We start from the raw sequence: 25,617 nt of genomic DNA, 5'->3' as shown, positions 1-25,617 counted from the left end.
TTAAAGGAGAGACTAGTAATTGGGGTTTATAGGTATTGATCATGGCACAACTGCTATGCGCTTTGCTCTCATTGAAGGGGGAAATACTCTGACCTTTGAGCTTGAGAGGGCTGAGGCAGCGGCCATGTCCGAAAACGAAGTTCTTACTGCGCTTGAGGAACATTTTGGAATTCGGCGTGAGACAATTGACCTGATCGCACTTACGTACTCGATGGGAGATGGTTTTTCCACAATTAAGGATGTAAGGAGCCTGGAAAAAAGAGGACTCAAGAGTATTGAAGGGGCAGGAAAAAAGACCGGAGGAGGCACAAGGGTTTTTGATGCCATTTGGAATTCGGGAGTTCCGGCAATAGCAATTCCCGGTCTTCATATGGAGAGCAATGTAGATTCCAGAATGAAAGTCTTTTCTCATCTTACAAGCCCTGAGAAGCTGGGAATTGCTTACCACATCCTGTGTCTTGGCTATAAGAACTTCGTGGTTTCTGATATAAGTTCAAATACTGTTACTCTTGCTGTTGCCGATGGGAAGGTAATTGGGGCAATCGATGCTTGCATATTCGCCCCAGGCGTTCACCACGGCCCTCTTGACCTGCAAGCTATCAGGGATGTGGACAATAGATATTGCACCGCAAACCAGGCTTTTATAAAAGCAGGAGCTTTGAAAATGACTCCTTATAAAGATAGGGAAGAACTACTCCGTGCAGCCGAAAAAGAAGAAAGCCCTGCTCTCCTGGCCCTTGATACTATTGCGCTATTTGCAGCCATGGAAATTGCTTCAATGCAGCTGCTTCTTAAGGACTATGAGACTATAGGAGATATTTTTCTTGCAGGATCCATAGGCGAATTCGAATATGCACAGAAAAAAATCTGTGCACACCTGGGGCAGGAATGCCAGTATCTTGGAAAGTGGCATGCTGCAATAGGCTGTGCCGAGATCGCACGGGATGTTTTTGCCGGAGAAAAAGAAATCCTCGGCGTAGAAGTTAATTATCCTTAAAAAGTGAGAAAGGAGTATTGTGAACTAGCACTCAGCTAAAGACTTAGTGACTTCTTGTTTCACAGGCTATAATCTAAGTCTCGAACAAGCTTTAATTCGGGCATTTCTTGCCCTACTACTTCTCTTTTTTTCGCTCGCTCCTATTTTTACATGAATATAAGCCGGATGCGAAGAGTTTATTCAAGACCAGTGTTATGTCTGATGGTTAACATCTGTGCAAAGGATGCTTGTTTTTCGCTAATCTATGCTTAATGTAGAATTAGTTTAAATGGATAAAGATGGTCATCCGATAATGAATAGATCAAAGTTGACGCTTATATCCTCTGAGTTAAAGATTCAGTGGTTTTACCCTCTTTTATATAAAAGGACAGGCATAAATCAGGTCTTTTCTATGGATTCTTCACATATACTATCCTGATATTCTGATCTATCGATATTTCCTTCACTTGGTCCCATTCCATCGGACTCATCATAACTGCTCATTTTGTCTTTCTTCATAAGAATAACATAGTCCGCAGAATTCTTGAGGGCTGTGGAAAAACCGGGTTCAACTCCGAAAATAATAGTCTCTTTTCCGTGCTCATTTGCTTTGTTCAACAACGGCTTGAAGTCTGCATCTCTTGTAACGATCGCAAGAGTGTCAATATTAGGGTTATATACTAGCTCCATGCCCTCTACCGCGAGGCGCACATCAACATCACTTGAACAGATTATAGGTTCAAGCCCATGATTTTCAATAGCTTCCACAAGCTTGTCAGAGGCGTACTGGTTAAGGAAAACTCGCCCGATTTTGATATTTCCATAGTCTTTCAGGACATCCCTTATCTCCTCGAGATTTACATCAAATTCTTTTCTGAGGATATTCGGACCATCCACTAAAAGTCCTATTTTCCGCCTGCCAACTTCTTTTTTCGAGCGGAGGTATTTTGAGATAGAGTCTATTCCGCTTTTTACAGGTTTCATTATTAATGTCCTCTGTGATCTTGCGGGTCACGGAACCTTCACTTTATGGTTTTGGCCATAGGCAATACAGCACCAACTCTCGGAAGCTACACTTTCAGCAGCCTCCAATCTGCCGTACCGAATTTATGTTTCTGCCGTAAGCTTTTGAGGTTTAAAGTTCCGAATTTCTAAGATTTATATCTTGATACCGCAATTTTGCATACAATCCGATAAATACTTTATATGCTTTTCTGTAGTAAAACATTTGCATATTAATACAACCAAGGTTTACAAATTTATCCTTCTGTAAATGATTGGATTGAAAAACTGGAACTCTTTCTGTGAAAAAAGGTAGGAAGAAACTCTGGAAGGATAAAGTCTCGATCTATAAAGGTCTACTATATAATTTAATAGTTATAAATTGTCGGAAAAGTTTCCTTTTTTTACTTCTCGAATGATATATGGAGATTCCTTGAGCTCAAAGGTATTTTCCATTTTTCGTCCTTTTTTACGCCTTATGTACTGGATTTCTCCAAGTTTCTCCAAAAAAGCCTCATATACTTTCATGAACTGTTCAAACTCCTGGTCAGTAAGTTCTATCACCCCTTCCCTGCCCGCGAGCCAATCATAAACCTGGAGAAGAATAATTTCTCTTACTCTTTTCAGTTTTTCATCTTCAGGTGGTTTTTCAAAGTACAGAGTTTTTTTAAACTCTGGAGACCAGGCTGCAAATAGTCTCCTGAAATTCAAAATCAGGATAGGGTTTTTCTCTCCTGGCTCGGGTCTTGGATAATAGTATGTGCCTTCTAGAAGGTTATCCCCTTCCAGACTTACCACCTGCCGATATACCTTGATCTTAGAGCATTTTCCTGAATTTTCTTTATTCGGAGACCCATATAGAGGCCGACAAAGAGACCGCTAAGGTGAGCTGTATGAGCTATCATGTCCGATGAATTAACCATAAGAAAATCAAGGAGAGCAAAAAGCACGAGGGCATATTTCAGCTTCATTGGGACAAAGTAAACGTAGACACGAATGTCCGGCTCAAGCATTGTAAGGGCTGCAAAGACCCCATAAATAGCTCCGCTTGCACCAACCATCGGAACAGGAGAGATATTGAAAACTGGCCGACTTAAAAAGGTATATCCTATTGCTGATAGAATCCCAGCGGTGAAAAAAATTGCCAGAAGCTGTCTGTTCCCGACCCGCTTTTCAAGTGCAGTTCCAAAAAAGTACAGGACAAGCATATTGAATAAAAGATGCAATAAACCATTGTGCAGAAATATGTATGTAACAAGCGTCCACGGCCTTGTCACAAGATAATTTGGGTCAAACTGAAAAGCGTCTATATAGATGTAACCTATTCCTGGAACCATTTCTAAGAAGAATGAAAGTGTGCAGAGGGAAATAATTGCCATCGACGGGCTGGTGAATATAGAATCTTTACCTGCCACCTGTTCCACCTCCAGGAATGTAAGATGCGTTAAGGTCAAACATATTTCTAACTACTCTCCGATTTATATAGGATTCACACAGCTGAACTGAAAATATCAATAGCATCAGACATTTTACTGCTTAAAATATATGTTTAAATCACAATGTCTAGTACTTGATTTTTTACTTCATGTGTGTAAGTCTTTTTTATTATTTCAATTCCTCTAGCTTGAGTATATTTCCATCCTTGAAGGTTGAAATAGATGACTAAATATGTGAAACATATCGTATCTTGTAGTTTTTGAACAGATTTTTTACTAATAACCGGTTACGATATTAAATCAAAGAACTTATAATTTAAGTTTTTTGAAATTAAGTCTAAAGCTCCCGGATAGCTTTGTTTAGGAACCTCTCAGTTATAAGGATTCTATTGCCAAAAGCATATACTGAATAATCCGGTTCTTTATTTGATATCTTAAATAAAATAAACTGAAGTTTTAAACTCTGGAAGGATACAAACTCAATTCTTTTGGAATATTATTAATATCCAAGAATTTGTATGTTTAAGAGTGTTTCAATACTATTTTAATTGATATTTTTATTATTTAAATTAGAAAATATCTTAATTAATATTCAATTGAGTAAATAATATTTATGTCTTTCCTTAAAAAACACAAAAATAGTTTACGGCGTTTACTGTGTAAAATCTCCTATCAATCCTAAGCCTATAAATAATTTTCTGTTTATTTTTTGTATCTATCTTATAAAATTTGACTTATATTTATAATTATTATATTCTCATGAAAAACAAGTTTTGTCTATTGATTAGTATAACATTCAGTAACAAATATTTATAAAAATTTTTGTTTTAGAAGCGAAAAAAAAGTAAATTAATAACAATTAATAGCACCGAATACGAAAATACAAGTACTACTCTCTATTTTTCTGAAAAAACGACATTAATAGACACTAATTTGTCTATCACGTAATAAATTTAAATAAATTTTTATAGTCGACTGATTTCGAATATTACCATTTTACCCTTCTCGAAATAGCGTGTTACAAATTAGAAAATGTTATATAGATTTGGTACGTTAAGACATTTAATTAGTGTTTATTATCCATCGGTAGCGACCTCTGCTTAAGATTAAGGTCTCAATCGTTGGCAAAAACGGTTTTTTTGAGCAAAAGGGCGTAAAAACATTTTTGAAGCGTAATTAAGCCCCTAAAAACGACTTTTACATGGAAATATTTCCTATAAAAACGCTTTATTTGAAAAAACGCTGGTATACTACTTAATAGTTAAAAGAAATAGCTAAAAGCGTCTTACCAGAAAAGCACATATTTAAACGATTGTACTTTAAAGCAGACGGCAAAATATATAATTTATAATCATGATAAATATGCCGAGTATGATAATTGCAATCGTCTTGGTAAAGTCGACTTTAAACAAATTTAGGAGGTAACGCTCAAATGAGCAAACTAACTACCGGGAGTTTTTCTATAGAAGATCTGGAATCTGTTCAGATCACTATTAACAATATTGTAGGGGCAGCAAAGGAGGTTGCCAAAGAAGCAAAAGAAGTAAAAGAAGAACTTGGCCCGATGGGTCCGACCCCCTTCCCCTCAATCGCTACATTAAGGGACTGGAGTTTTACACTGTTTGACCGCTATGAGCCGGTCTACACCCCCATGTGTGATCAGTGTTGCTACTGTACCTTTGGACCGTGTAACCTGGAAGGAAACAAGAGGGGCGCCTGCGGTATTGACATGAAAGGTCAGGCTGCAAGAGAGTTCTTCCTGCGCTGCCTCACAGGCTGTGCATGTCACAGTGCCCATGGCCGCCACTTGCTCGATCACATTATTGATCTTTTTGGCGAAGATATGCCGATTAACATGGGAGCTTCAAATGTCATTGCCCCCAATATTCAGCTTGTCACAGGTCGGCAGCCGAAGACCCTTGGCGAACTCAAACCCATAATGGAATATGTCGAAGAAGAGGTAGGCCAGCTACTTGCAACCGTACATGCAGGACAGGAAGCAGCAGCAATTGACTATGATAACAAGGCAATGATGGCCGGATATCTTGACCACGTAGGTATGGAAGTTTCCGATATTGCACAGGTTACTGCACTCGGCTTCCCAAAATCCGACCCAGAGGCTCCTCTTGTTGAAGTAGGTATGGGGACGATTGATGCTTCAAAGCCAGTCATTATTGCCATCGGGCACAACGTTGCTGGTGTCACCTACATCATGGACTACATGGAAGACAATGGCCTGACTGACAAGATGGAAATCGGAGGTCTCTGCTGTACCGCATTCGACATGACCAGGTACAAGAGAGAAGACCGGAAAGCCCCCTATGCAAAGATTGTCGGTACCATTTCAAAGGAACTGAAGATTGTACGCTCCGGAATTCCTGATGTAATCGTTCTTGACGAACAGTGTGTAAGAGCTGATCTCGTTGAGGAAGGAAAGAAGCTTAAGATCCCGATCATCGCATCCAATGAAAAGATCATGTATGGCTTGCCAGACAGGACCAACGATGACGTAGATGCAATCGTAAAAGACCTGGTAAGTGGCACGATCCCAGGCTGTGTAATGCTGGACTACGAGAAACTGGGAGAACTTGTGCCTAAGGTTGCTCAGGCCATGGCTCCAATCCGCGAAGCTGAAGGACTCTCAGCCATCCCCACAGACGACGAAATGAAAGCCCTCGTTTCCAAGTGTGCAGAATGTGGAGAATGCGCACTGGCATGCCCAGAAGAGCTGGCAATCCCTGCAGCAATTGCAGCAGCTAAGGGAGAAGACTACTCTGCTCTGGAAGAGCTGCATGACCTTTGTGTAGGCTGCCGCAGGTGCGAGCAGGTCTGTAACAAGGAAATCCCCGTCCTGAGCCTGATCGAGAAGGCTGCCCAGAAGGCAATTGCCGAAGAGAAAGGCTTTGTAAGAGCAGGAAGAGGTCAGGTAAGCGATCCAGAAATCAGGGCAGAAGGTCTGAATCTGGTTATGGGTACTACCCCGGGTGTTATTGCAATTATCGGATGTTCTAACTTCCCTGCAGGCACCAAGGACGTATACAACATCGCAGAAGAATTCCTTAACAGGAACTACATCGTTGCAGTTTCTGGATGTTCTGCAATGGACATCGGTATGTACAAGGATGCTGACGGCAAGACTCTCTACGAGAGGTTCCCAGGCAGATTCGAGAGAGGTAACATCTTCAACACCGGATCCTGTGTTTCGAACGCTCACATTTCAGCTACATGCCACAAGGTCGCTGGAATCTTTGCAGGTCGAAACCTTTCAGGTAACCTCGCCGAGATTGCAGACTACTCACTCAACCGTATTGGTGCAGTAGGACTTGCATGGGGTGCATACTCCCAGAAGGCAGCAGCTATCGGTACTGGATGTAACATATACGGTATTCCTGCAATAGTCGGTCCTCACAGCGGTAAATACAGGAGAGCCCTGATCGCAAAAACCTATGACGACAGCAAGTGGAAACTTTACGACAGCAGAAATGGTTCAGAACTGGCTATTCCGCCATCTCCAGAGTTCCTCCTTACCACTGCAGAAACCTGGCAGGAAGCCTGTGTAATGCTGGCAAAGAACTGTATCCGTGTATCTGACAATAACATGGGCAGATCCATCAAATTGACCCACTGGCTGGAAATCAGTGAAAAATATCTTGGTGTGCTACCCGATGACTGGTGGAAGTTTGTCAGGAGTGAAGCTGATCTCCCACTCGCCAAGCGTGAAATGCTCCTGAAGATGCTTGAATCCGAGCACGGATGGGAAATAGACTGGAAGAAGAAGAAGATTATTTCCGGTCCGTCAATTAAGTTCGATGTATCTTCACAGCCGACTAACCTTAAGAGACTTTGCAAGGAGGCCTGAAGATGGTTGACACTACCAAGAATACAAAGTTGTTTACCACCTATGGTGTAAAGACCTCAAAAGCCATAAGCACAGAAATAGCTGCCAAGCTTATTTCAAAGGCTAAGAGGCCACTTTTTGTAGTTGGAACCGGAGTTCTCGACCCCGAGGTTCTGGACCGTGCAGTGAAGATCGCAAAAGCAAAGAACATCCCTATTGCAGCAACCGGCAGCTCAATGATTGGTTTTGTAGACAAGGGTGTCAATGCCAAGTACATCAACCTGCACGCACTTGGCTTCTATCTGACAGATCCTAACTGGCCAGGGCTTGATGGCAATGGAAACTATGATACAATCATACTCCTGGGCCACAAGAAGTACTACATCAACCAGGTACTGTCAGCAACTAAGAACTTCAGTGATGTAAAAGCAATTTCGATAGACAAGAGCTACATCCAGAATGCAACAATGTCCTTTGGAAATCTTAGCAGGGCAGATCACATTGCAGCACTGGACGAGGTAATTGACCTTTTATAAATTTTATTTAGGAGGCGAAATATAATGGCAGAATTCCCATTTGAGATTTCCCCAATGTTTGAAGGAGAAAGAGTAAGAAAGGAAGGAATGTTCGTTGAACTCGGTGGCCCGAAATCCCTGGGTCTGGAACTTGTCCGTGCAAAACCCATGGATGAGATCGTAGACGATAAGGTTACAATTGTTGGTCCCGACATCAAGGAAATGGAAGAGGGCAAGACCTACCCCTGGGCAATGATCTTCAACATCGGCGGAGAACTTGTAGAGCCTGACCTCGAGTCTGTCGTCGAAAGGCGTGTTCACGACTTCATTAACTACTGCCAGGGCATTATGCACCTGAACCAGAGGTACGATGTCTGGATGAGAGTCTCCAAGGATACAGCTGCAAAGCTGGACTCCTTCGAGCCTTTCGGAAAAGCTGTCATGATGCTCTTCAAGACCGAGCTTCCCTTTATTGAGAAGATGCAGGTGACCTTCTACACTGACCAGGCTGAAGTCGAGAAACAGATGGTAGAAGCAAAGGAGATTTTCAAGGCAAGAGATGCCAGAACAAAGGACCTCCACGACGAGGATGTCGACGTCTTCTATGGATGCACTCTCTGCCAGTCCTTTGCTCCGACCAACGTCTGTGTAGTTTCCCCTGACAGAGTTTCCTTATGTGGTGCAATTAACTGGTTCGACGGCCGTGCAGCAGCAAAAGTAGATCCAGAAGGCCCACAGTTCTCGATTGACAAGGGTGAACTTCTCGATGCCAAGACCGGTGAGTACTCTGGTGTCAACGACATTGCCAAGAAGCTTTCCAGTGGTGAGTTCGACAAGATTAAACTCCACTCCTTCTTCGATTCCCCACACACCTCCTGTGGCTGCTTCGAAGTAGTCGGATTCTATATTCCTGAAGTTGATGGTATCGGCTGGGTTAACAGAGAATACCAGGGAATGGCTCCCAATGGGCTTGGCTTCTCCACTATGGCTGGTCAAACAGGCGGTGGAAAGCAGATCGTAGGTTTCCTCGGTATTGGTGTCAACTATTTCTACTCCCCGAAGTTCATCCAGGCTGATGGTGGCTGGAACAGAGTTGTCTGGCTCCCATCCATGCTCAAGGAAAAGATCGCCGAAACTATTCCTGATGACATCAAAGACAAGATTGCAACTGAGAATGATGCAACTGACATTGAGTCCCTGAAAGCATTCCTGCAGGAGAAGAACCACCCGGTTGTTGCTACCTGGGCAGCTGCGGAAGAGGAAGAAGAGGAAGAAGAGGAAGAAGAGGAAGAAGCAGAGGAAGTAGCTGTTGCAGCAGCTCCAATGATGATGCCTGCAGCTGGCTTCCAGATGCCTGCAATGGCTTCAATGCCAATGATGTCTGCTGGTAAAGCTGGTGGAATAAAGATCACCTTCAAGAAGGCAAAGATCTCCATTGACAGAATGGTCATCAGCGAGAAGAAGTAATAAAAATGATTGAGTGACGACAGGCAATCGCCTAAGACGAAAAACAATCCAATGGGGTATTCTGTGACAAAAGTAATTGCAATAACGGGAAAAGGTGGAACTGGTAAAACAGCGGTAGCGGCTCTTCTGATCCGCTCCCTTTCCAAAAAAGGTAAGTTTCTACTGGCAGTTGATGCAGATGCAGATACTAACCTGCCTGAGACCCTTGGCTGTGAGGATGTAAAAACAATCGGGGATGCAAAGGAATATTTACAGGCTGAAATCACCAAACCAAGACCTGACAATCCCGATATGAATAAAGAGGCGGTACTTAAAAGCAAGGTTTATGAGATCATTGAAGAAATGCCGGGTTATGATCTCCTGGTCATGGGCCGACCCGAAGGCTCAGGCTGTTACTGTTATGTAAATAACCTCCTCCGGGGCATTATGGATAAACTGATCACGAATTACGAGGTAGTTATCATTGATGCAGAGGCAGGGCTTGAGCATTTCAGCCGGAAAATTATCCGGGACATCGATGATCTTATTGTTGTAACAGACGCCTCTCGAAGGGGATTCAGGACTGCTGAAAGAATTCACGAACTTGTGGATGAACTGGACTCAAATGTTGGTAGAATTCACGTTATTGCAAACAAGGTTACAGATACTAACAGTGAAAAGCTTGTCAAACTGGCCGAGGATTTGAAACTTAACATGATAGGTATGATCCCACTCGACCCGAAAATCGAGGAAATGGATATAAAAGGCGTACCTCTCTTCGAGATCCCGGATGACTCGGTTGCTGCAGTAGAAATCGAAAGTATTGTAAAAAAACTGGGGTTCTAATCCCAGTTTTTTTTGAACCTCTAATATTGTAGAAGACCGTGCCGGAAAAAATGGATTCCTGTGGCCGTTTTAATGGCTTGAAACAGTATTCAAAATCATGTGAAATAATGGAATAGGATTTACTTCGCCCCAATCCTTCTTTCCATATAAGGGAAGAATCTGGAAGTAAAATCTGTATTATATCTTTATTTATACAGTCACTCATCAAAACGGAAAACTTACGGAAAAGGTGAGGTTTACATGGCAAAGAAAGTTAAGTTATCAGAAATGACAGACATGTTCAAGGATGTAGAAATACTATCTCTTGAAGGTGTAACCATAGAAGGGGACATTGAGCTTGATCTCAGTGGACTTGGAGGCGGCTTTGACCCCATGCTTGCTGCTATCCTTGGACAAGAAAATGCAGTACTTGCACAGCACTTCGCAAGACTCGCTGGCATATTTGGTGTTCCTGTAGGCTTTGGTGGTGCCCCCGCAGCTGGTGCCTCCGCAGCTGCTCCTGCAGTTTCCCCTGCTCTGGCAGCCCCGAAATTCAAGGATCTCATTCCTTCCAAGTTTGACTTCTCAAATATAGAAGAATGGACAACCCAGATCCAGGAAGTTCCAATAGGCAACACCTCTGCAGATGGTGGAAGCCGTGGCAAGAGAGTGGTAGTTGGTGGCGAAAAAGCCCTTCCATTCTTCCCTGATGCTCCAATGCCCAACAGGAACCAGGTTACCATTGACGTATTCGATATGAGAATCGGGCTTGCAAAAGCTGTCAAGGAGAACTATGATGAGGTCATGGACAGCCCCGGAGAATGGGCAAAGAAGAACGTTGAAAAGTTCAACGCCGACATGATCACAATCCACCTGATTTCAACCGACCCACTGGTTAAAGATACACCGGCCAAGGAAGCAGCCAAGACTGTGGAAGAAGTCCTACAGGCTGTTGATGTGCCAATCGCAATCGGCGGTTCTGGTAACCCACAGAAAGATCCACTGGTTCTTGCAAAAGCCGCAGAAGTTGCTGAAGGCGAGCGCTGTCTTCTTGCATCTGCCAGTCTGAACCTAGACTATGCTGCAATTGCAGAAGCCGCATTAAAATATGACCATGACGTACTATCCTGGACTCAGCTGGACATGAACGCCCAGAAGGAATTAAACAGGAAGCTTATGAAGCAGTGCAATGTACCCAGAGACAGGATCATTATGGACCCGACAACTGCAGCTCTTGGGTATGGTCTTGACTATGCTTACACCAACATGGAACGTATCCGACTTGCAGCCCTTATGGGTGATGAGGAACTGACCTTCCCAATGTCCTCAGGTACTACCAATGCATGGGGTGCCCGTGAATCCTGGATGGTTAGCTCCCCACTTAAGGAAGACTCGGATTGGGGTCCCAGAGAATACAGAGGACCGATCTGGGAAATCGTTACAGGTCTCTCTCTTGCCATTGCAGGGAACGACCTCTTCATGATGATGCACCCAACTTCGGTTGCTGTCCTGAAGCACATAACTCAGACCCTTTTCGGTACAATTGAAGCAGAGCCTATTGACCTTGCTAACTGGATCGGATCGGGGGTGTAAAACATGAAAATAAACAGCCCATTAGAAGCTTACAAATACCTTCCTCAGACCAACTGTGGAGAATGTGGTGAGCCTACCTGTATGGCATTTGCCTCCAAGCTGATCGACAGATCCGGGAAGACAACAGACTGCCCACCCCTTATTAAGGAGAAGAAGTTTGCAAAGAAACTCGCAGAGCTTGACAAGCTCCTTGCCCCGGAAATTCGTGAAGTTGCAATAGGTGTAGGCGACAGAGTAGCCAAGATTGGTGGCGACGATGTGCTTTACCGTCACAAGCTGACCTTCTTCAACAAGACAAAGATGTTCTTCGATGTTACTGATACAATGGAAGAAGCTGCCCTTGTTGAAAGAGTTAAGAAAATTACTGACTACAAAAAGTTCTACGTTGGACGCAACTTGCTACTTGACGGTGTGGCAATAAGAGCTGCATCCAATGACCCTGCAAAGTTTGCAGCAGCTGTCAAGAAAGTTATTGAAAGCACAGAACTGCCAGTGATTCTCTGTTCCTTTAACCCTGCAGTTCTGAAGGCAGGACTTGAGGTTGCAAAGGACAAGAACCCTCTGCTTTATGCTGCAAACAAAGACAATTGGAAGGAAGTAGGAGAACTGGCCCTTGAATATAAGGTGCCTGTCGTAGTCTCAGCTTTCAACGACCTTGATGCACTTAAGAGCCTCGCAAAAACCTTTGCAGAAGCAGGTATTAAGGACATTGTTCTCGACCCAGGAACCTACCCAACTGGTAAAGGCCTGAAAGACACCTTTACCAACTTCCTGAAGATCAGGAGAGCAGGTATTATGGGGGATACCGAGATCGCATATCCAATCATGGCTATGCCGCTTACTGCCTGGATGTCTGGAATTTCGGACCCTATCAGTGCCTCCTACTGGGAAACAGTTCTTGCCTCGGTCTTTACCATCAGGTACGGAGACATTATGCTTCTCCACAGCATGGATCCATATGCCACCATGCCCGAAGTACACCTGGCCGAGACAATCTACACCGACCCGAGGTCTCCTGTCGCTGTGGACTCGAAGATGTACAAGGTAGGAACTCCAGACGAGAACTCCCCAGTTCTCTTCACAACAAACTTTGCTCTTACCTACTACACAGTAGAGAGCGATCTTGCCTCAAACGGCATCAACTGCTGGCTGCTTGCAGTTAACACCGATGGTATCGGTGTGGAAGCATCTGTTGCCGGTGGTCAGCTGACCGCTGACAAAGTAAAGGACGCCTTTGAGAAGTCAGGCTTTGACCTCAAGAAAGATGTTACCCACAACACCGTAATTACTCCGGGTCTTGCTGCCCGTCTCCAGGGTGACCTTGAGGACAAACTCGGTACAAAGGTTCTTGTGGGCCCAATGGACTCCGGAAGGCTCCCTGGCTTTATGGAAAAGAACTGGCCTCCAAAACAATAAATCCGAATGCGAATTGAAAACATAGATCCGTGTCTTTTGGCACGGAACTTTTTCATTTTTAAAGTACGTTTTGACCATTCATACACACGCCTCTTTCTGTTCTAGTTTTGCTTCTTCAAGAAGCTGCGCTGGATTCATCTCGGTAAATTTTATATATTTATTCATCCCATTAGGTATAGCTTCTCAGTTTTTGGTTTCCTATTAATTCTTTCTAGCCATTTGGCTATTGTGGCGTCTTATCCAAATCGTCGTATCCTGCCGTGTTAACTTTCCTTTATTTCATAGTGTAATATATGTGAATATACTTTTAAATAGCATGAGTAGGCTTAACAGGTCAATTGCTTAAGTTTATTACAGGAACTTTTCTTCCTGAGAATTTCAAAAATTACTCTTCTAGGAAGACTATTATTCAAGAAGTTTGTTCGAAAAAACTTACTCAATAAAATTATTATTCAAGAAGACTTAATCAAGAAGACTTATTCAAAAAACTATTACTATTCCAAGAAGACTATAAGTAAGGATTACAGATGAATTTTATCACATGCCCGAGATGCGGCAGAGAATGTTACAGGCTCTTTGATTCAGTTTGCAAGGACTGCTTTTTTGAGACTTTCAAACTGATTGAATTGCCCCATGTACTCCATGTAAGGATATGTTCAACTTGTGGATCACACTTTCATAGAGGCCGGTGGGAAGATGTTGGTAATCTTGAAGATGTGGTGCTAAAGGCCGTAGAAGATGCCCTTTTCATCCACAACGAAGCTGGAGATGTGGAAGTTTATCTAGAACCCAAGGAGATTACGCCCTATATATATAAGGTAAGAGCCGAAGTCGATGCAGTGGTCAGGGAAGAGTCGGTGCATGCTGAAGCTGAGACTGAGGCCAGGATTCAGCGGACAGCTTGCGATATGTGCAGCAGGGAATCCGGAGGCTACTTTGAAGCAATTATCCAGATCAGAGCATCAGGCAGGTTTCCTACCGAAGAAGAGAACAGGCGCTGCATGGTTATCGCCAGGGAAGTCATGGAGAGCATGAGAAAAAAAGGCGATAGACTTGCATTTATAAGCGAGGTAGTGGAGCAAAAGGAAGGGGTAGACCTTTACATGGGTTCCATGAATGCCAGCAGGCAACTCTGTCGGCTAATTACCTCTGAACTTGGAGGCAGTTTTTCCGAATCTCCTACTCTGGTGGGAATGAAAGATGGAAAGAATCTTTACAGGATTACCTTCTCTGTGCGTCTTCCCGAATTCAAGCCAGGGGATGTGATCAGGTTCAGAGGAAAGATTATCCAGATTAAGAGTTCCGGAAAAAAGGTTAACGGAACTTCCCTTGAGGATGGCTCCAGATTTATCTCAACCCCCGAAGAATTGAAAAGTGCAGAGAAAATAGGTAATATGGGGGATGCTGTTTTAACAGTGCTGGTTTCAATCGAAGACAACGCAATTCTGGTACTCGACCCTGAAACATATGAGACCGTTGCCATAAAGAAGCCTATGTCGTTCAATGCAGAGGCAGGAAGCGAAATTCCTGTCCTAAAGACCCACTATGGAATCTTTGCACTGGCACATTCTGAGATTCCGCAGGCGAAATGAAAGGTCAAGAAAGAGGAAACATGCAGAATATCCTTGTAATCGGATTTAATACCCGGAATATTGTCTGCTCTGCAAGCCGGGCTGGCTATACGGTCTGCTCTATAGATGCTTTCTGTGACCTTGACCTGCAGGAATGCGCATATTCATCGACATTTCTGGAGTGCAGAACCATACAGGAGCTTCACCAGCTCGAAGCTTCCCGGATAAAGGCTCAGATGGCTGAGTTTGGGCTTGATTTTGATGCCCTTGTTCTTGGCTCAGGACTGGAAACACTTGACCATAACGAGTTTTCTTGTCCCGTACTTGCAAGCAGTCCGGATGCCATGCAGAAGGCTTCAGACAAACTTTATCTCTCAAAAAGGCTTGAAGCCCTTGGAATTCCTCACCCATGTTGCTATTCTCCGGAAGAGCTGGATGCAATAGAATATCCGGTTATGGTTAAGCCAGCTTCAGGCGGGGGAGGAATTTTCAACCGGACTGCCCGGAACAAACAGGAGCTTTTAGCTATCCTTGAGGAACTACACGGGCTGAATCCGGAACTTACAGAAAAGACAGTTGTTATTCAGGAGTTTCTGGAAGGAATCCCCTCAAGTGTCTCCTTGCTATCTACAAAAAACGAATCGTTATCAGTGGCTGTAAATGAACAGCTAATAGGGATTCCCTGGCTATCACGGCTGCCCTTTGCTTATTGCGGAAATATAACTCCTTTCAGAACCGATCAAGCCGAGGAGATGGAATCCCTTGCTGAAGAACTGGTGCTTGACTTCAAGCTCCTGGGCTCAAACGGAGTGGATTTCATGGCTTCGAAGAAAGGGCCTGTAGTACTTGAAATAAACCCAAGGTTCCAGGGAAGTCTCGATACTGTCGAGAAGGCGATGAATATTAACCTTTTTGAGGCCCATGCTGGCTGCTTTAAAGGAGAACTTCCTGAAAAACCCAAAGCTAAATGTTTTGCTGCACGAGGAATTATCTACTCGGATCGAGAACTTTTTATAGACAGAAAGCTCATGGACCTCATTGTGAGGGAAAAAGGCACTGATATTCCTTCCCAGGGAACTGTTGCAGAACCTGATGGGCCTCTTACCTCCCTGTTCGCATACACCTCTACCAGGGAAGAGGCAGTTCTGTCACTTAAAAGAGGGACAAATAGGATAATGACTTTTATTGAAAACCAGAAAAATGAAAAATACCTGAGATTTGCCGAAAATATGTAAAAAATCAAAGGGTTAGAAAAGTTCAACTTTTTCTGGCTAAAAATGTTTCCGGAAAATGGGAATGTAAATTTTAATACTGGTATGTCCAATTCATACTGGTATTTTCGAGGTGAATATATTGGTTGATATGAATGACAAGGTAATTAGAGGATATCTCATGAGCCTTGTAGGGGAAGAAGGGCTGCAAATGATAGAAAGTATGCCTGAAGGCGAGGTTACGGATGAAGAAATTGCAGAAAAGACCGGGGTTCTGTTGAACACCGTAAGGAGGACGCTCTTCATATTAAACGAAAATAAATTTGCAATCTGCCGCAGGGAGAGGGACTCAAACAGTGGGTGGTTAACATACCTCTGGCGCCTGGATTTCTCTGACATAGAACACCAGCTTATGAAGGAAAAAAGAAAATTGCTCCGCAACCTGAAAACTCGCCTTGAATTTGAAGAAAACAATGTTTTCTATATGTGCCCTCAGGGATGCGTTCGCCTTCTTTTTGACGAAGCTACGGAAACCGAGTTTCTTTGCCCGATATGCGGAGAAGACCTGGTCTTCTATGATAATTCTAATTTTATTGATGTCCTGAAAAAACGTGTAGATGCTCTCAGTCCAGTGTAAGTGATCTACCTTGATTACCCGAGCCGAAGCAATAAAGCTACTTGAGGAAACTGGATGTGCTCCAAATGTAATAGAGCACTGTAAGGAAGTCGCATCGCTAGCAGTTGAGATTGCAAATAAAGCAGAAGCAGTAGGACATAACGTAAACCCGGAGCTGGTAGAAGTCGGGGCTCTTCTTCATGATTTTGGAAGATGTAAAACTCATAAAATCGATCATGCGGTAGAAGGGTACAGGCTAGCTAGAACCAGGGGAATTGAGTCAGAAATTTCCGAAATAATAAAAAGACATATCGGAGCAGGGATCTCAAAAGAAGAGGCAAAGATGTTAGGGCTACCGGAGGATGATTATTTTCCGCGAAGCCTTGAGGAAAAAATAGTTGCTCACGCCGATAACCTTGTTAAGGGAACGAGCAGAATCACTGTAGCTGAGAGAATTGCGCTCATGCATAAGCAAGAAGTGCCAGAAAATGTGATTCAGAGAGTAAATAAACTTGCTGAAGAGGTCGAGGGACTTTTTCTTTAAATTTTGGATTTTTCATGATATCAGGGATATCAGGAGACCTGAATCTCCTGTATACAAAAAGAGAGAAAATTATTTTACCAAATCTTCCTTCGAATTTAAATTTAGACGCGTTCAATAAAAAAGAGAAGGAAAACTTATATATAGCGATATTAATAATGAGATAATGAAGTGCTAAATCCTGCTATTTAAGTTAAAAATACTTACCTCACTAAAACATTTTTTTTAGCGACATTTTCTCATTTTTAACTTATTATGAGGGTATGTTTATGGATAATGACAAATATCTAAAGGGCACAACTACCGTAGGAGTAGTTTGTACCGATGGTATCGTGCTCGCAAGCGAACAGAGAGCCACAATGGGGAATTTCATCGCAAGTAAAACTGCAAAGAAGGTTTACCAGATTGACGACCTTGTTGCAATGACCACTGCCGGTTCGGTAGGGGATGCCCAGCAGCTTGTGCGGCTCGTAAATGTAGAGTCACAACTCTACAAAATGCGCAGGAACGAATCCATGACAATAAAAGGTATTGCAACTTTAATGTCAAACTTCTTAAATGCCAACCGCTACTATCCCATGATGGTTCAGCTCCTTATAGGAGGGGTTGACAAAAATGGGCCTGCTATTTACTCACTGGATGCCCTTGGAGGCAGCATCGAAGAAACAAGGATCTCGGCTACAGGTTCCGGTTCTCCTATGGCATATGGTGTGCTTGAGGACCAGTACAGAGAAGAGATGACTGTAAAAGAAGGGCTTGACCTTGCCATCCGCGCGATCCACAATGCAACCAAAAGGGACTCAGCATCTGGAGAGAATATCGATGTAGTGGTAATTACCAAGGAGGCATTCAAGAGGCTGGATCCTGAAGAAGTAAAATCCAGAAGAGCTTTATTAGCTAAATAACTTAAATTGTTGGTTTTTTTATTTTGACATTAAACTAACATCTTTTTCAACCCATTGTTTTTTCCAATATCTATATATTTTTTCATTTTTTGACAAAAAGGAAGATTTTTGATGCCTATTGAAGACGTGCTATTAGACCTCAAACAAAAAATTGAGAAAAACCTACCCGCGGGAGTTACAATTACCGATGTGGAATTTGAAGGGCCTCAGCTTGTGCTATATACTGAAGAGCCTCGCAAATTCGCAGACGACGGGAACATTATTCGCAACCTGGCAAAAGAACTTAGGACGCGGATTGCCATGCGCCCTGATCCCAGGGTGCTCGCAACTCCTGAAGACTCTATTTCTATAATCGAAGAAGTTGTTCCAAATGAATCCGGAATCTCGAGCTATTATTTTGATCCCGATTCTGGAGAAGTAATTATTGAAGCTGAAAAGCCTGGGCTTGTGATAGGTAAGCATGGAGCTACTCTCCGTGAGATCACAAAGCAGATTGGCTGGATTCCGAAGGTTGTGCGGACTCCTCCTATCAAATCCCGCACAGTTAAAAATATTAGGGAGTTCATGAGAAACAACCTCAAGGAAAGAAAAGAAATCCTTAAATCCGTGGGGAGGAAAATTCACAAAGAATGTACATCAAAAGATCAGTGGGTAAGGGTTACATCGCTTGGGGGGTGTAAAGAAGTAGGGCGGAGTTGTTTCCTGCTATCGACTCCAGAGTCCAGAATCCTTATTGATTGTGGAGTCAATGTGGGTTCGGACGAAAACATGACTCCTTATCTTTATGTTCCTGAAGTTTTTCCCTTAAACCAGATAGATGCCGTGATAGTTACTCACGCCCACCTGGATCATCAGGGGCTTGTTCCTTTGCTTTTCAAATATGGGTATGAAGGGCCTGTTTACTGCACGCCACCTACAAGGGATCTCATGGTGCTGCTTCAGCTCGACTACATCGACGTGGCCGCAAAAGAAGGGAAGAAGATTCCCTACGAGTCAGGCATGATAGCAAAAACCCTCAAACACACGATTCCTCTGGACTATGAGGAAGTAACGGATATTGCTCCTGATATCAAACTGACTTTCCATAATGCAGGTCATATTCTGGGATCGGCTATTTCTCATTTCCATATTGGAGACGGGCTCCATAACGTAGTCTTTACAGGAGACTACAAATATGAGAAAACGCGGCTTTTTGATCCTGCTGTCAATAAGTTTCCGAGAGTTGAGACTGTCGTCAGTGAAGCTACTTATGGGAATTCTAATGCTTTCCAGCCCTCACTTAAAGATGCCGAAAGGCATCTACAGATGGTAGTTAAGAATACGGTTGAAAGGGGAGGAATCTGTGTCATCCCGGCTTTTGCAGTCGGTCGAAGCCAGGAAGTTATGATAGTGCTTGAAGAGTCCATAAGAAAAGGGCTGATTCCTGAAGTTCCGGTCTATCTGGACGGAATGATCTGGGAAGCGACGGCGATTCATGCTACACATCCTGAATACCTGAACAACGACCTTAGGAAATTGATCTTCCAGAAAGGTCAGAATCCCTTCTTATCCGAATGTTTCAAGCCTGTTGATTCACATGACATGCGCCAGAAGATAATTCAGAATCCTCATCCCTGTGTCATTCTCGCGACCTCGGGAATGATGAACGGAGGGCCGGTTATGGACTATTTCAAAGCCTTTGCCGAAGACCAGCGCAATTCTCTGGTATTTGTAGGGTATCAGGCCGACGGAACAATCGGACGCAGAATCCAGAAAGGATGGAAAGAAATCCCCATGACAGGTAAGGGCGGAAGCACCGAAATCCTGAAGCTGAACATGGAAGTCCAGGTAGTTGATGGTTTCTCAGGTCACTCCGATAGGAGACAGCTTATGGATTACGTCAAGAGGATGCAGCCCCGTCCCGAAAGGGTATTTACCGAGCATGGGGATGAAAAAGCCTGTGTTGACCTGGCAAGTTCGATTTACAAGAAACTGAAGATTGAGACAAGGGCTCTTACAAACCTTGAAACCGTAAGGTTACTGTGACCCCTTCAGGGGTCTATATTCTTTTTTTGAAAATATAATAAATTTTTTCATAACCTGAACCCATTAGCAGGCTCAAGACTTAGAAGATGTTGCATTAGCTGTCTGTGATCTCCTACTACAAGGTCTGCTCTGTCAAGCTGTGAAGGATCCAGATATGTGGGAATACCGATGCAATAAATTTCGGCTTTTTTTGCAGCTTCTACGCCCAGAATTGCATTTTCTATTACTATACATTCTTCCCTTTGGACATTAAGGAGCTCAACAGCTTTAAGAAAAGGATCCGGATAAGGTTTTGGGTTCTTAATATCGTCTCCTGTAACCACAATATCGAATACTTCGGGAAAAAGCTTGTCAATAATCTCATGAACAATAAGATGGTCAGAGCCAGAGACTACTGAGAGCAGAAAACGAGTTTTAAGGACTTCAAGGCACTCTTTCATTCCATCGAAAGCTTTCAGCTCAAAAATCCGTTTGAATTCTTGCCTGTAGATTGAGGTAATAGTTTCAAAATCATATGCTTCTGGTTCTTTTCTGGCTTTCCGGATAAGCAAAGGAAGGCCGTTCCTAGGATTTGAACCTTCAATTGCATAAATATCTCGGTCCTGAATTTCCATTCCTATGTCAAGGAAAGCCTTTTTCCAGGCTGCCGCATGGAAGGGCATGGAATCCACGAGAACGCCATCCATATCGAAAATTAATGCCTTTAACACGATTCTGACTCCAAAATTAAAAACTTGTGATTGGAATTAAGATTCCAGAGGAATAAGGTATCTGAGATCCCTAAGAATTAAAGGTAAAGTGGCTTTGAAGCCTTAAAGTTTTCCCGGAAAATTCCAGATAGGGTTTTATCTTTAAAATGCATTTTTCGTAAATTTACATATTTTTATGAATTTAACATATTTCTCATTGATTTAGTACTCTTTTTATGTTTTTATCACTCTATCAATTTTTAATGCACTTTCCTAACCATACTTCCCAATACAAATATACTAAAGAAATTAATTCAAAGCTTTCTATACAAATAATATTTAGGAGATAAACTGGATCCTATTGACTGTATATTTCAAATATGGAAATATTTATATTAATCTAGAAAATATTAACTCAAAAAATCTAGCAAGAGCCTCGAAATTCCTGAATAATACCGAAACAGATTTTAAGAGGGTAATTCTAGTTAAAAGTAATAATATAATCAGTCTCATTAAATTGTAAAACTCTAATTAACAGTTTCATAGAAAACAAATGACAGGACTGCATGTTAGCTCCTGAAATCAAGTGTGGCGTCAAAAGAATACAGAAAATGAGATCGAAAAATTGCCCTAACTCGAATAATCAGGAGAGCTTTGCTGAGAAAAATGAAACTTTTAACAAAAAATTAAATTGGTGTATATAAACATTTTGGTAGTCCCTCACCCTTCATCTTTGAGAAGTAAATGTTAAAGGAAGTAAAAGAGTGAATATATGAGATTTATGGGTGACATATTTAAACTTGATAAACAATTTAAGAATATTGTTTAAATAAGTCCGAAATATTTAAGTTCGGCAGAGTGCCAACTTATTAAAGATGTCGGATGAAAATCTTTGATAAGTTCTTATCGATTATCTCATAACTCCACTCAAAATATTAAAAGATATGTGGCCCCCGATGTAAAGGGTGGGGAGTCAAATGTAGCAATTAGACACAGATCCAATCGAGGGGATAGAATTGCAATCAATAGTACAGGAAGCAATGAAATTCAGCGAAAAAGAGAAGGAATATCGGAAGAATTCCTCCTCTGATGACGACTTTGAAGAATTCGGGCAACCACGAATCATGATTGTTGGATGTGGGGGTGCCGGGAACAACACTGTAAACCGTCTCTATAACATGGGAATTGAAGGTGCGGAAACGGTCTGTATCAATACCGATAAGCAGCACCTTGATAATGTAAGAGCTGACAAGAAGATACTCGTGGGAAAAACTCTCACGAGGGGACTAGGAGCGGGCGGCTACCCCGAGACCGGAAAGAAAGCTGCAGAACTTGCAAGGGGCACGCTTGAAGAAGTGTTAAAGGATGTTGACCTTGTTTTCGTCACTGCAGGGTTAGGCGGAGGTACCGGAACTGGCGTTGCTCCTGTAGTTGCTGAAGTGGCAAAAGAGCAGGGAGCAATTGTTGTAGGAATGGTCTCCAGCCCCTTCAGAGTTGAGAGGGCTCGAATCTTTAAAGCCGAAGAAGGACTTGAAGACCTGCGAAGGGCAGCCGATACCGTAATTGTCCTGGATAATAACAGACTGCTTAATTACGTGCCAAACCTTCCTATAGATCAGGCTTTTTCTGTAATGGACCAGCTAATTGCTGAGACCGTAAAGGGAATTACAGAGACTATCACAGTGCCCTCTCTGATAAACCTCGACTACGCCGATATCAGAACTATCATGAGCTGCGGCGGAGTTGCGGTTATGCTTGTAGGTGAGTCAAAAAGCCAGGACAAGAGCACCGAGGTAGTGCGGACTGCCTTAAACCATCCCCTGCTTGACGTTGACTATAAGGGTGCAACCGGAAGTCTTGTCCATGTAACCGGTGGGCCTGATCTCAGCCTCAAGGAAGCCGAGGAAATCGCCTCCATGCTTACCTATGAACTCTCTCCAAATGCAAATGTCATCTGGGGCGCAAGAGTCCGAGAGGACTATGAAGGTAAGGTCAGGGTAATGGCCATCATGACAGGTGTGCAGTCTGCCCAGATCCTTGGCCCTCAGGCAGCATCCGGAATTCTGGAGCCCAGATCCGAAGCGGACTCCGTGCAGGAAAGAAGGTTCGGAAGAATGACGGCAGACCGATTAAGGAATACTGCAGGGCCCCTTAGAAAGAAACATGACGACTCAATCATTGATTTTATTAATTAAATCTCATGTAAAAGCCCGAATTCTCAAAGCTGAAAAATTCGGGTTTTTTCATCCCTTATACTTTTTACTGATGCGTTTCAAACAGATACTCTTTTTTATTAGCGCTTCTATCTAAAAAACATGAAGATTTTGATTGCAACAGGGCGGCTTGCAGAAAATACTGTCAGGAAGGCAGTCGGGAATAAAGCCGACATCCTCGTAGCTGATATTGATATTGCCGCCTTTATCACTCCTAAAAAACTAATCAAAACATTTCAGGAAGCTGAACTTCCGAAAGTTTATGAACTCATTTTGCTTCCAGGGCTTGTAGCAGGAAATTTTTCAAAAGCTTCTGAAGAACTAGGGTGTAAAATCCGACTTGGACCAAAGCACGCTTATGATCTTGGCTTTGTGCTTCCGTTTGCCGGAAAAATCGAGTTTTCCGAAAAAGTCCCGGCATGTGAACTTCTTGCTGATGTTCGAAAAGAGATGGCCCTTGACTTAATAAGAAAAACCGAGGAAGAAGCCTCCTCCCCTCTCACACTACGAGGTGTAAAAATCGGAGGAAAGGCTCGCATGAAGGTTATGGGAGAAATTGTAGGGGCCCTGGAAATGGATGCTCCGACGCTCCAGACAAAAGTCGAAGCTTTTATCGCCCGGGGAACAGATATTATCGACCTTGGTGCTACTCTTAATACCCTGCCAGAGCAGGCTAAAAGAGCCGTATCCCTTGCAAAAAATATTACCGAGACCCCTGTAAGCATAGATACCCTTGACCCTGAACTGATACGAGAAGGAGTAGAAGCAGGTGCAGACCTTGTTCTGAGTCTCAATAGCACTAATCTTGAGACTGCAGGCCCGATTGTTGCCAGAGCAGGAATAGCAGCCGTTATAATTCCGGATGAGGACAGAAGTCTGGAAAGTCTTCTCAGAAACGTCGAAGCTGCCCGCAGGCTTGGTATTGAAAAGATTATAGCTGACCCTGTGCTTGATCCTGTGGGTCACAATATAACCGAATCCATTGTACGTTTTCATGAGTTTCACAGGATATACCCTGAGATTCCCGTGTTCTTCGGAGTTGGCAATGTAACTGAGCTTATGGATGTGGATACTATAGGAGTTAATGCCACACTCTGTGGAATAGGAGCAGAGGTTGGAGCAAGCATTCTTTTTACCCCCGAGTTCAGTGACAAGGCACAGGGTTCGATTGCGGAACTGAAAAGGGCTTCTGAAATGATGATGCTTTGTGGTATAAGAGAAAGCTCACCAAAAGATCTGGGGCTTGATCTTCTCTGCATTAAAGAAAAACGTAGGCGACCTGATTTTCCGCTCCCGGAAAATGTGATTCAAGCCAGAACTTCAAAAATCTGGCGTGTAGACCCTGCGGGTCCTATCCGCATCCGTATAGTACCTGACAGAATAAGTGGAAACGGCGGACTGATTGTAGCCGAGCATGAGAAAGCTTCAATTGTGGGAAAAAATGCTAGAGAAGTTATGGATACGCTACTTGAACTGGAATTGGTCTCCCGTCTGGATCATGCTGCATATCTGGGGAGAGAACTGGAAAAAGCCGAACTTGCCCTGCAGTTTAACAGAAGCTATGCCCAGGACGATGCATTCTGAGCATAAAGAACATAGACAAAATAGAGATGTGAAAGAATGAGACTAGAAGATGAAGATAAACAGGCAATTTTTGAGATAGTGGCAGCCCGTTATTTTACAACACAGAGCTGGAAATGGATAAACTTGAGGAAGGACATTAACAAAATCCTCAAAGCTTTTGATGAGCTGAATGAACAGTATGCTTCCTACTCTTACGTAAGCAAGGACTGGTATGTGGAAAATATGGGATCCAAGTACATTCATATGTGCAGCACTTGGGAAGAACTTAAGAATCTCGTTTCATTCCTGAATACCCATGGAAGTGTTTTTAATTTCCTTGTAAACACTGGAAACCGGAAGTCTTTTTGCATTGTGAAAGACTCTAGAGATTTGGATGAAGCTCAGGCAAGTGCGATTAAAGAAGTTCAGAAACTGGGGTACAATACGTTCATATTTCTGGCCACAGTCCCGGATGAAATCGAGTTCCAGTTACTACAGGTAAGGGGAGTTAACTGATCTCTCCTGACCTTCTTGCCAGTTATCTGTTTTGGCGGTTACTATCGGGAATTGATATATTCTGTTGAGGCAGTTAAGCTATAGCCTGTTACCTGTTTTTTTGGAAAAGCATAGAAAGTAATCTTTATCTGTTTAATTCTTTGGTGATCCATAATAATTGGCTGATAATAATTGGCTGATGCTTATCCCGAATATTCGCATAATTGCACTTTCTGAGTCTTATTTTTTTATGCTGTCTAGTTTTCAATTCTGCCTAGGAACACGGAAACTTATTACCTTATTTATTAGGTATATAAATATTTAAAAAATATAATTTACAAATAGAATTGCTTTTTTTTATCGGAAATTGGTCGATATCTTTATATATCTAGGAACTTAACTGAAAAAAAGTAGAACTAGTCCGTTAAAAATGTAGAATGCGTCAGGCTTATCTCTCAGCATATTATACTGCCGCAGTTCCACTTCTTTACATTACCTAAGCAACATGCTATAAATTCATGTCATGTTTGGGTTCTTCGGATTGGAGAATATACAATAGGACTTACGCACATGAGGTACAAAACCAAATACTTCAAATACTGTGATTTAAACTTAAATCTGACAGTTTATGTTTGAAGTATCTGATTTTTCAGTCGAACTGCTAATTCCTTTATTATAGGAGAAAGAGAAAAATTATTGTAAAAATAATTCAAAAATTATCATTAGACAAAGAGTAAAAAA

Annotated in this window: 20 protein-coding genes; 16 read left to right on the top strand and 4 right to left on the bottom strand. The window is 42.7% G+C overall.

The features are described 5' to 3' along the window. The first annotated feature begins 19 nt into the window (after positions 1–19). Positions 20–997 carry a methanogenesis marker 12 protein gene (locus BP549_RS08130; protein WP_292379690.1) on the top strand — a complete coding sequence of 326 codons (978 nt, stop codon included), beginning with the start codon at positions 20–22 and terminating at the stop codon, positions 995–997. 378 nt (positions 998–1,375) lie between these two features. Here the strand turns inward: BP549_RS08130 and BP549_RS08125 are convergent, their stop codons facing one another. The 3 genes from BP549_RS08125 to BP549_RS08115 form a co-directional block, all read right to left on the bottom strand. Continuing rightward, the gene (locus BP549_RS08125; RefSeq protein WP_292379688.1) at positions 1,376–1,960 is read right to left on the bottom strand and encodes a TIGR00288 family NYN domain-containing protein; all 585 of its coding nucleotides are present in this window, start codon (positions 1,958–1,960) and stop codon (positions 1,376–1,378) included. A gap of 393 nt (positions 1,961–2,353) precedes the next feature. Continuing rightward, positions 2,354–2,776 carry a hypothetical protein gene (locus tag BP549_RS08120; protein WP_292379686.1) on the bottom strand — a complete coding sequence of 141 codons (423 nt, stop codon included), beginning with the start codon at positions 2,774–2,776 and terminating at the stop codon, positions 2,354–2,356. After that, on the bottom strand, positions 2,770–3,393 hold the full coding sequence (locus BP549_RS08115) for a rhomboid family intramembrane serine protease (protein WP_292379684.1): 624 nt from the start codon (positions 3,391–3,393) through the stop codon (positions 2,770–2,772). Before BP549_RS08115 ends, BP549_RS08120 begins: the two co-directional genes overlap by 7 nt. 1,453 nt (positions 3,394–4,846) lie before the next feature. Here BP549_RS08115 and cdhA point away from each other — a divergent pair. The 12 genes from cdhA to BP549_RS08055 all read left to right on the top strand — a co-directional run bounded on the left by cdhA (position 4,847) and on the right by BP549_RS08055 (position 19,916). Continuing rightward, entirely contained in the window at positions 4,847–7,273 is a 2,427-nt protein-coding gene (gene cdhA / locus BP549_RS08110) for a CO dehydrogenase/acetyl-CoA synthase complex subunit alpha (RefSeq protein ID WP_292371580.1), read from the top strand. A gap of 2 nt (positions 7,274–7,275) precedes the next feature. After that, entirely contained in the window at positions 7,276–7,788 is a 513-nt protein-coding gene (gene cdhB / locus BP549_RS08105; protein WP_292379682.1) for a CO dehydrogenase/acetyl-CoA synthase complex subunit epsilon, read from the top strand. 24 nt (positions 7,789–7,812) lie between these two features. After that, the gene (gene cdhC, locus BP549_RS08100; protein ID WP_292371576.1) at positions 7,813–9,234 is read left to right on the top strand and encodes a CO dehydrogenase/CO-methylating acetyl-CoA synthase complex subunit beta; all 1,422 of its coding nucleotides are present in this window, start codon (positions 7,813–7,815) and stop codon (positions 9,232–9,234) included. Between the two features lie 63 nt (positions 9,235–9,297). Then, complete coding sequence (locus tag BP549_RS08095) at positions 9,298–10,059, top strand: AAA family ATPase (RefSeq protein ID WP_292371574.1); 762 nt, start codon at positions 9,298–9,300, stop codon at positions 10,057–10,059. Between the two features lie 240 nt (positions 10,060–10,299). Further along, positions 10,300–11,631 carry a CO dehydrogenase/acetyl-CoA synthase subunit delta gene (cdhD, locus tag BP549_RS08090; RefSeq protein ID WP_292371572.1) on the top strand — a complete coding sequence of 444 codons (1,332 nt, stop codon included), beginning with the start codon at positions 10,300–10,302 and terminating at the stop codon, positions 11,629–11,631. Between the two features lie 3 nt (positions 11,632–11,634). Beyond that, positions 11,635–13,047 carry an acetyl-CoA decarbonylase/synthase complex subunit gamma gene (gene acsC / locus BP549_RS08085; RefSeq protein ID WP_292371570.1) on the top strand — a complete coding sequence of 471 codons (1,413 nt, stop codon included), beginning with the start codon at positions 11,635–11,637 and terminating at the stop codon, positions 13,045–13,047. A 527-nt stretch (positions 13,048–13,574) separates the two neighbouring features. Beyond that, positions 13,575–14,639, top strand: a complete 1,065-nt coding sequence (locus BP549_RS08080; RefSeq protein WP_292379679.1) for a 60S ribosomal export protein NMD3 — start codon at positions 13,575–13,577, stop codon at positions 14,637–14,639. Further along, positions 14,636–15,853: an ATP-grasp domain-containing protein gene (locus BP549_RS08075; protein ID WP_292379677.1), complete on the top strand. Its 1,218-nt coding sequence runs from the start codon at positions 14,636–14,638 to the stop codon at positions 15,851–15,853. Before BP549_RS08080 ends, BP549_RS08075 begins: the two co-directional genes overlap by 4 nt. Positions 15,854–15,971: 118 nt before the next feature. After that, positions 15,972–16,466, top strand: coding sequence for a transcription factor (locus BP549_RS08070; protein WP_292371565.1), 495 nt, complete (start codon positions 15,972–15,974; stop codon positions 16,464–16,466). 10 nt (positions 16,467–16,476) lie between these two features. Next, complete coding sequence (locus BP549_RS08065; protein WP_292371563.1) at positions 16,477–16,989, top strand: HDIG domain-containing metalloprotein; 513 nt, start codon at positions 16,477–16,479, stop codon at positions 16,987–16,989. Positions 16,990–17,255: 266 nt separating this feature from the next. Beyond that, positions 17,256–17,891, top strand: coding sequence for an archaeal proteasome endopeptidase complex subunit beta (psmB, locus tag BP549_RS08060; RefSeq protein ID WP_292371562.1), 636 nt, complete (start codon positions 17,256–17,258; stop codon positions 17,889–17,891). Between the two features lie 111 nt (positions 17,892–18,002). Continuing rightward, a complete protein-coding gene (locus tag BP549_RS08055; RefSeq protein ID WP_292371561.1) occupies positions 18,003–19,916 on the top strand; it encodes a beta-CASP ribonuclease aCPSF1 in 1,914 nt (637 codons plus the stop codon). A 47-nt stretch (positions 19,917–19,963) separates the two neighbouring features. Here BP549_RS08055 and BP549_RS08050 read toward each other — a convergent pair whose 3' ends face one another. Next, positions 19,964–20,626 (bottom strand): HAD family hydrolase, encoded by a 663-nt coding sequence (locus BP549_RS08050; RefSeq protein ID WP_292371559.1) that lies wholly within the window; start codon positions 20,624–20,626, stop codon positions 19,964–19,966. A gap of 995 nt (positions 20,627–21,621) precedes the next feature. Between BP549_RS08050 and ftsZ the strand changes: the two genes are divergently transcribed. The 3 genes from ftsZ (at position 21,622) to BP549_RS08035 (ending at position 24,897) form a co-directional block, all read left to right on the top strand. Continuing rightward, a complete protein-coding gene (ftsZ, locus tag BP549_RS08045; protein ID WP_292379675.1) occupies positions 21,622–22,800 on the top strand; it encodes a cell division protein FtsZ in 1,179 nt (392 codons plus the stop codon). Between the two features lie 120 nt (positions 22,801–22,920). After that, a complete protein-coding gene (locus BP549_RS08040) occupies positions 22,921–24,402 on the top strand; it encodes a dihydropteroate synthase-like protein (RefSeq protein ID WP_292379674.1) in 1,482 nt (493 codons plus the stop codon). A gap of 36 nt (positions 24,403–24,438) precedes the next feature. Further along, positions 24,439–24,897 carry a hypothetical protein gene (locus BP549_RS08035; RefSeq protein ID WP_292371553.1) on the top strand — a complete coding sequence of 153 codons (459 nt, stop codon included), beginning with the start codon at positions 24,439–24,441 and terminating at the stop codon, positions 24,895–24,897. The last annotated feature ends 720 nt before the right edge of the window (positions 24,898–25,617 follow it).

Source organism: Methanosarcina sp. UBA289 (assembly GCA_002496565.1).
In the GTDB taxonomy this organism is placed as follows: domain Archaea; phylum Halobacteriota; class Methanosarcinia; order Methanosarcinales; family Methanosarcinaceae; genus Methanosarcina.
The sequence above is the reverse complement of the archived record's forward strand: the minus strand, read 5'-3'. Positions and strand labels throughout refer to the sequence as shown.

Bases quoted from the DNA above. Each gene is read 5' to 3' on its own strand.
- BP549_RS08125 (WP_292379688.1), bottom strand. From the start codon at position 1,960: ATGAAACCTGTAAAAAGCGGAATAGACTCTATCTCAAAATACCTCCGC.
- cdhA (WP_292371580.1), top strand. From the start codon at position 4,847: ATGAGCAAACTAACTACCGGGAGTTTTTCTATAGAAGATCTGGAATCT.
- cdhB (WP_292379682.1), top strand. From the start codon at position 7,276: ATGGTTGACACTACCAAGAATACAAAGTTGTTTACCACCTATGGTGTA.
- cdhC (WP_292371576.1), top strand. From the start codon at position 7,813: ATGGCAGAATTCCCATTTGAGATTTCCCCAATGTTTGAAGGAGAAAGA.
- cdhD (WP_292371572.1), top strand. From the start codon at position 10,300: ATGGCAAAGAAAGTTAAGTTATCAGAAATGACAGACATGTTCAAGGAT.
- acsC (WP_292371570.1), top strand. From the start codon at position 11,635: ATGAAAATAAACAGCCCATTAGAAGCTTACAAATACCTTCCTCAGACC.
- BP549_RS08080 (WP_292379679.1), top strand. From the start codon at position 13,575: ATGAATTTTATCACATGCCCGAGATGCGGCAGAGAATGTTACAGGCTC.
- BP549_RS08075 (WP_292379677.1), top strand. From the start codon at position 14,636: ATGAAAGGTCAAGAAAGAGGAAACATGCAGAATATCCTTGTAATCGGA.
- psmB (WP_292371562.1), top strand. From the start codon at position 17,256: ATGGATAATGACAAATATCTAAAGGGCACAACTACCGTAGGAGTAGTT.
- BP549_RS08055 (WP_292371561.1), top strand. From the start codon at position 18,003: ATGCCTATTGAAGACGTGCTATTAGACCTCAAACAAAAAATTGAGAAA.
- BP549_RS08040 (WP_292379674.1), top strand. From the start codon at position 22,921: ATGAAGATTTTGATTGCAACAGGGCGGCTTGCAGAAAATACTGTCAGG.
- BP549_RS08035 (WP_292371553.1), top strand. From the start codon at position 24,439: ATGAGACTAGAAGATGAAGATAAACAGGCAATTTTTGAGATAGTGGCA.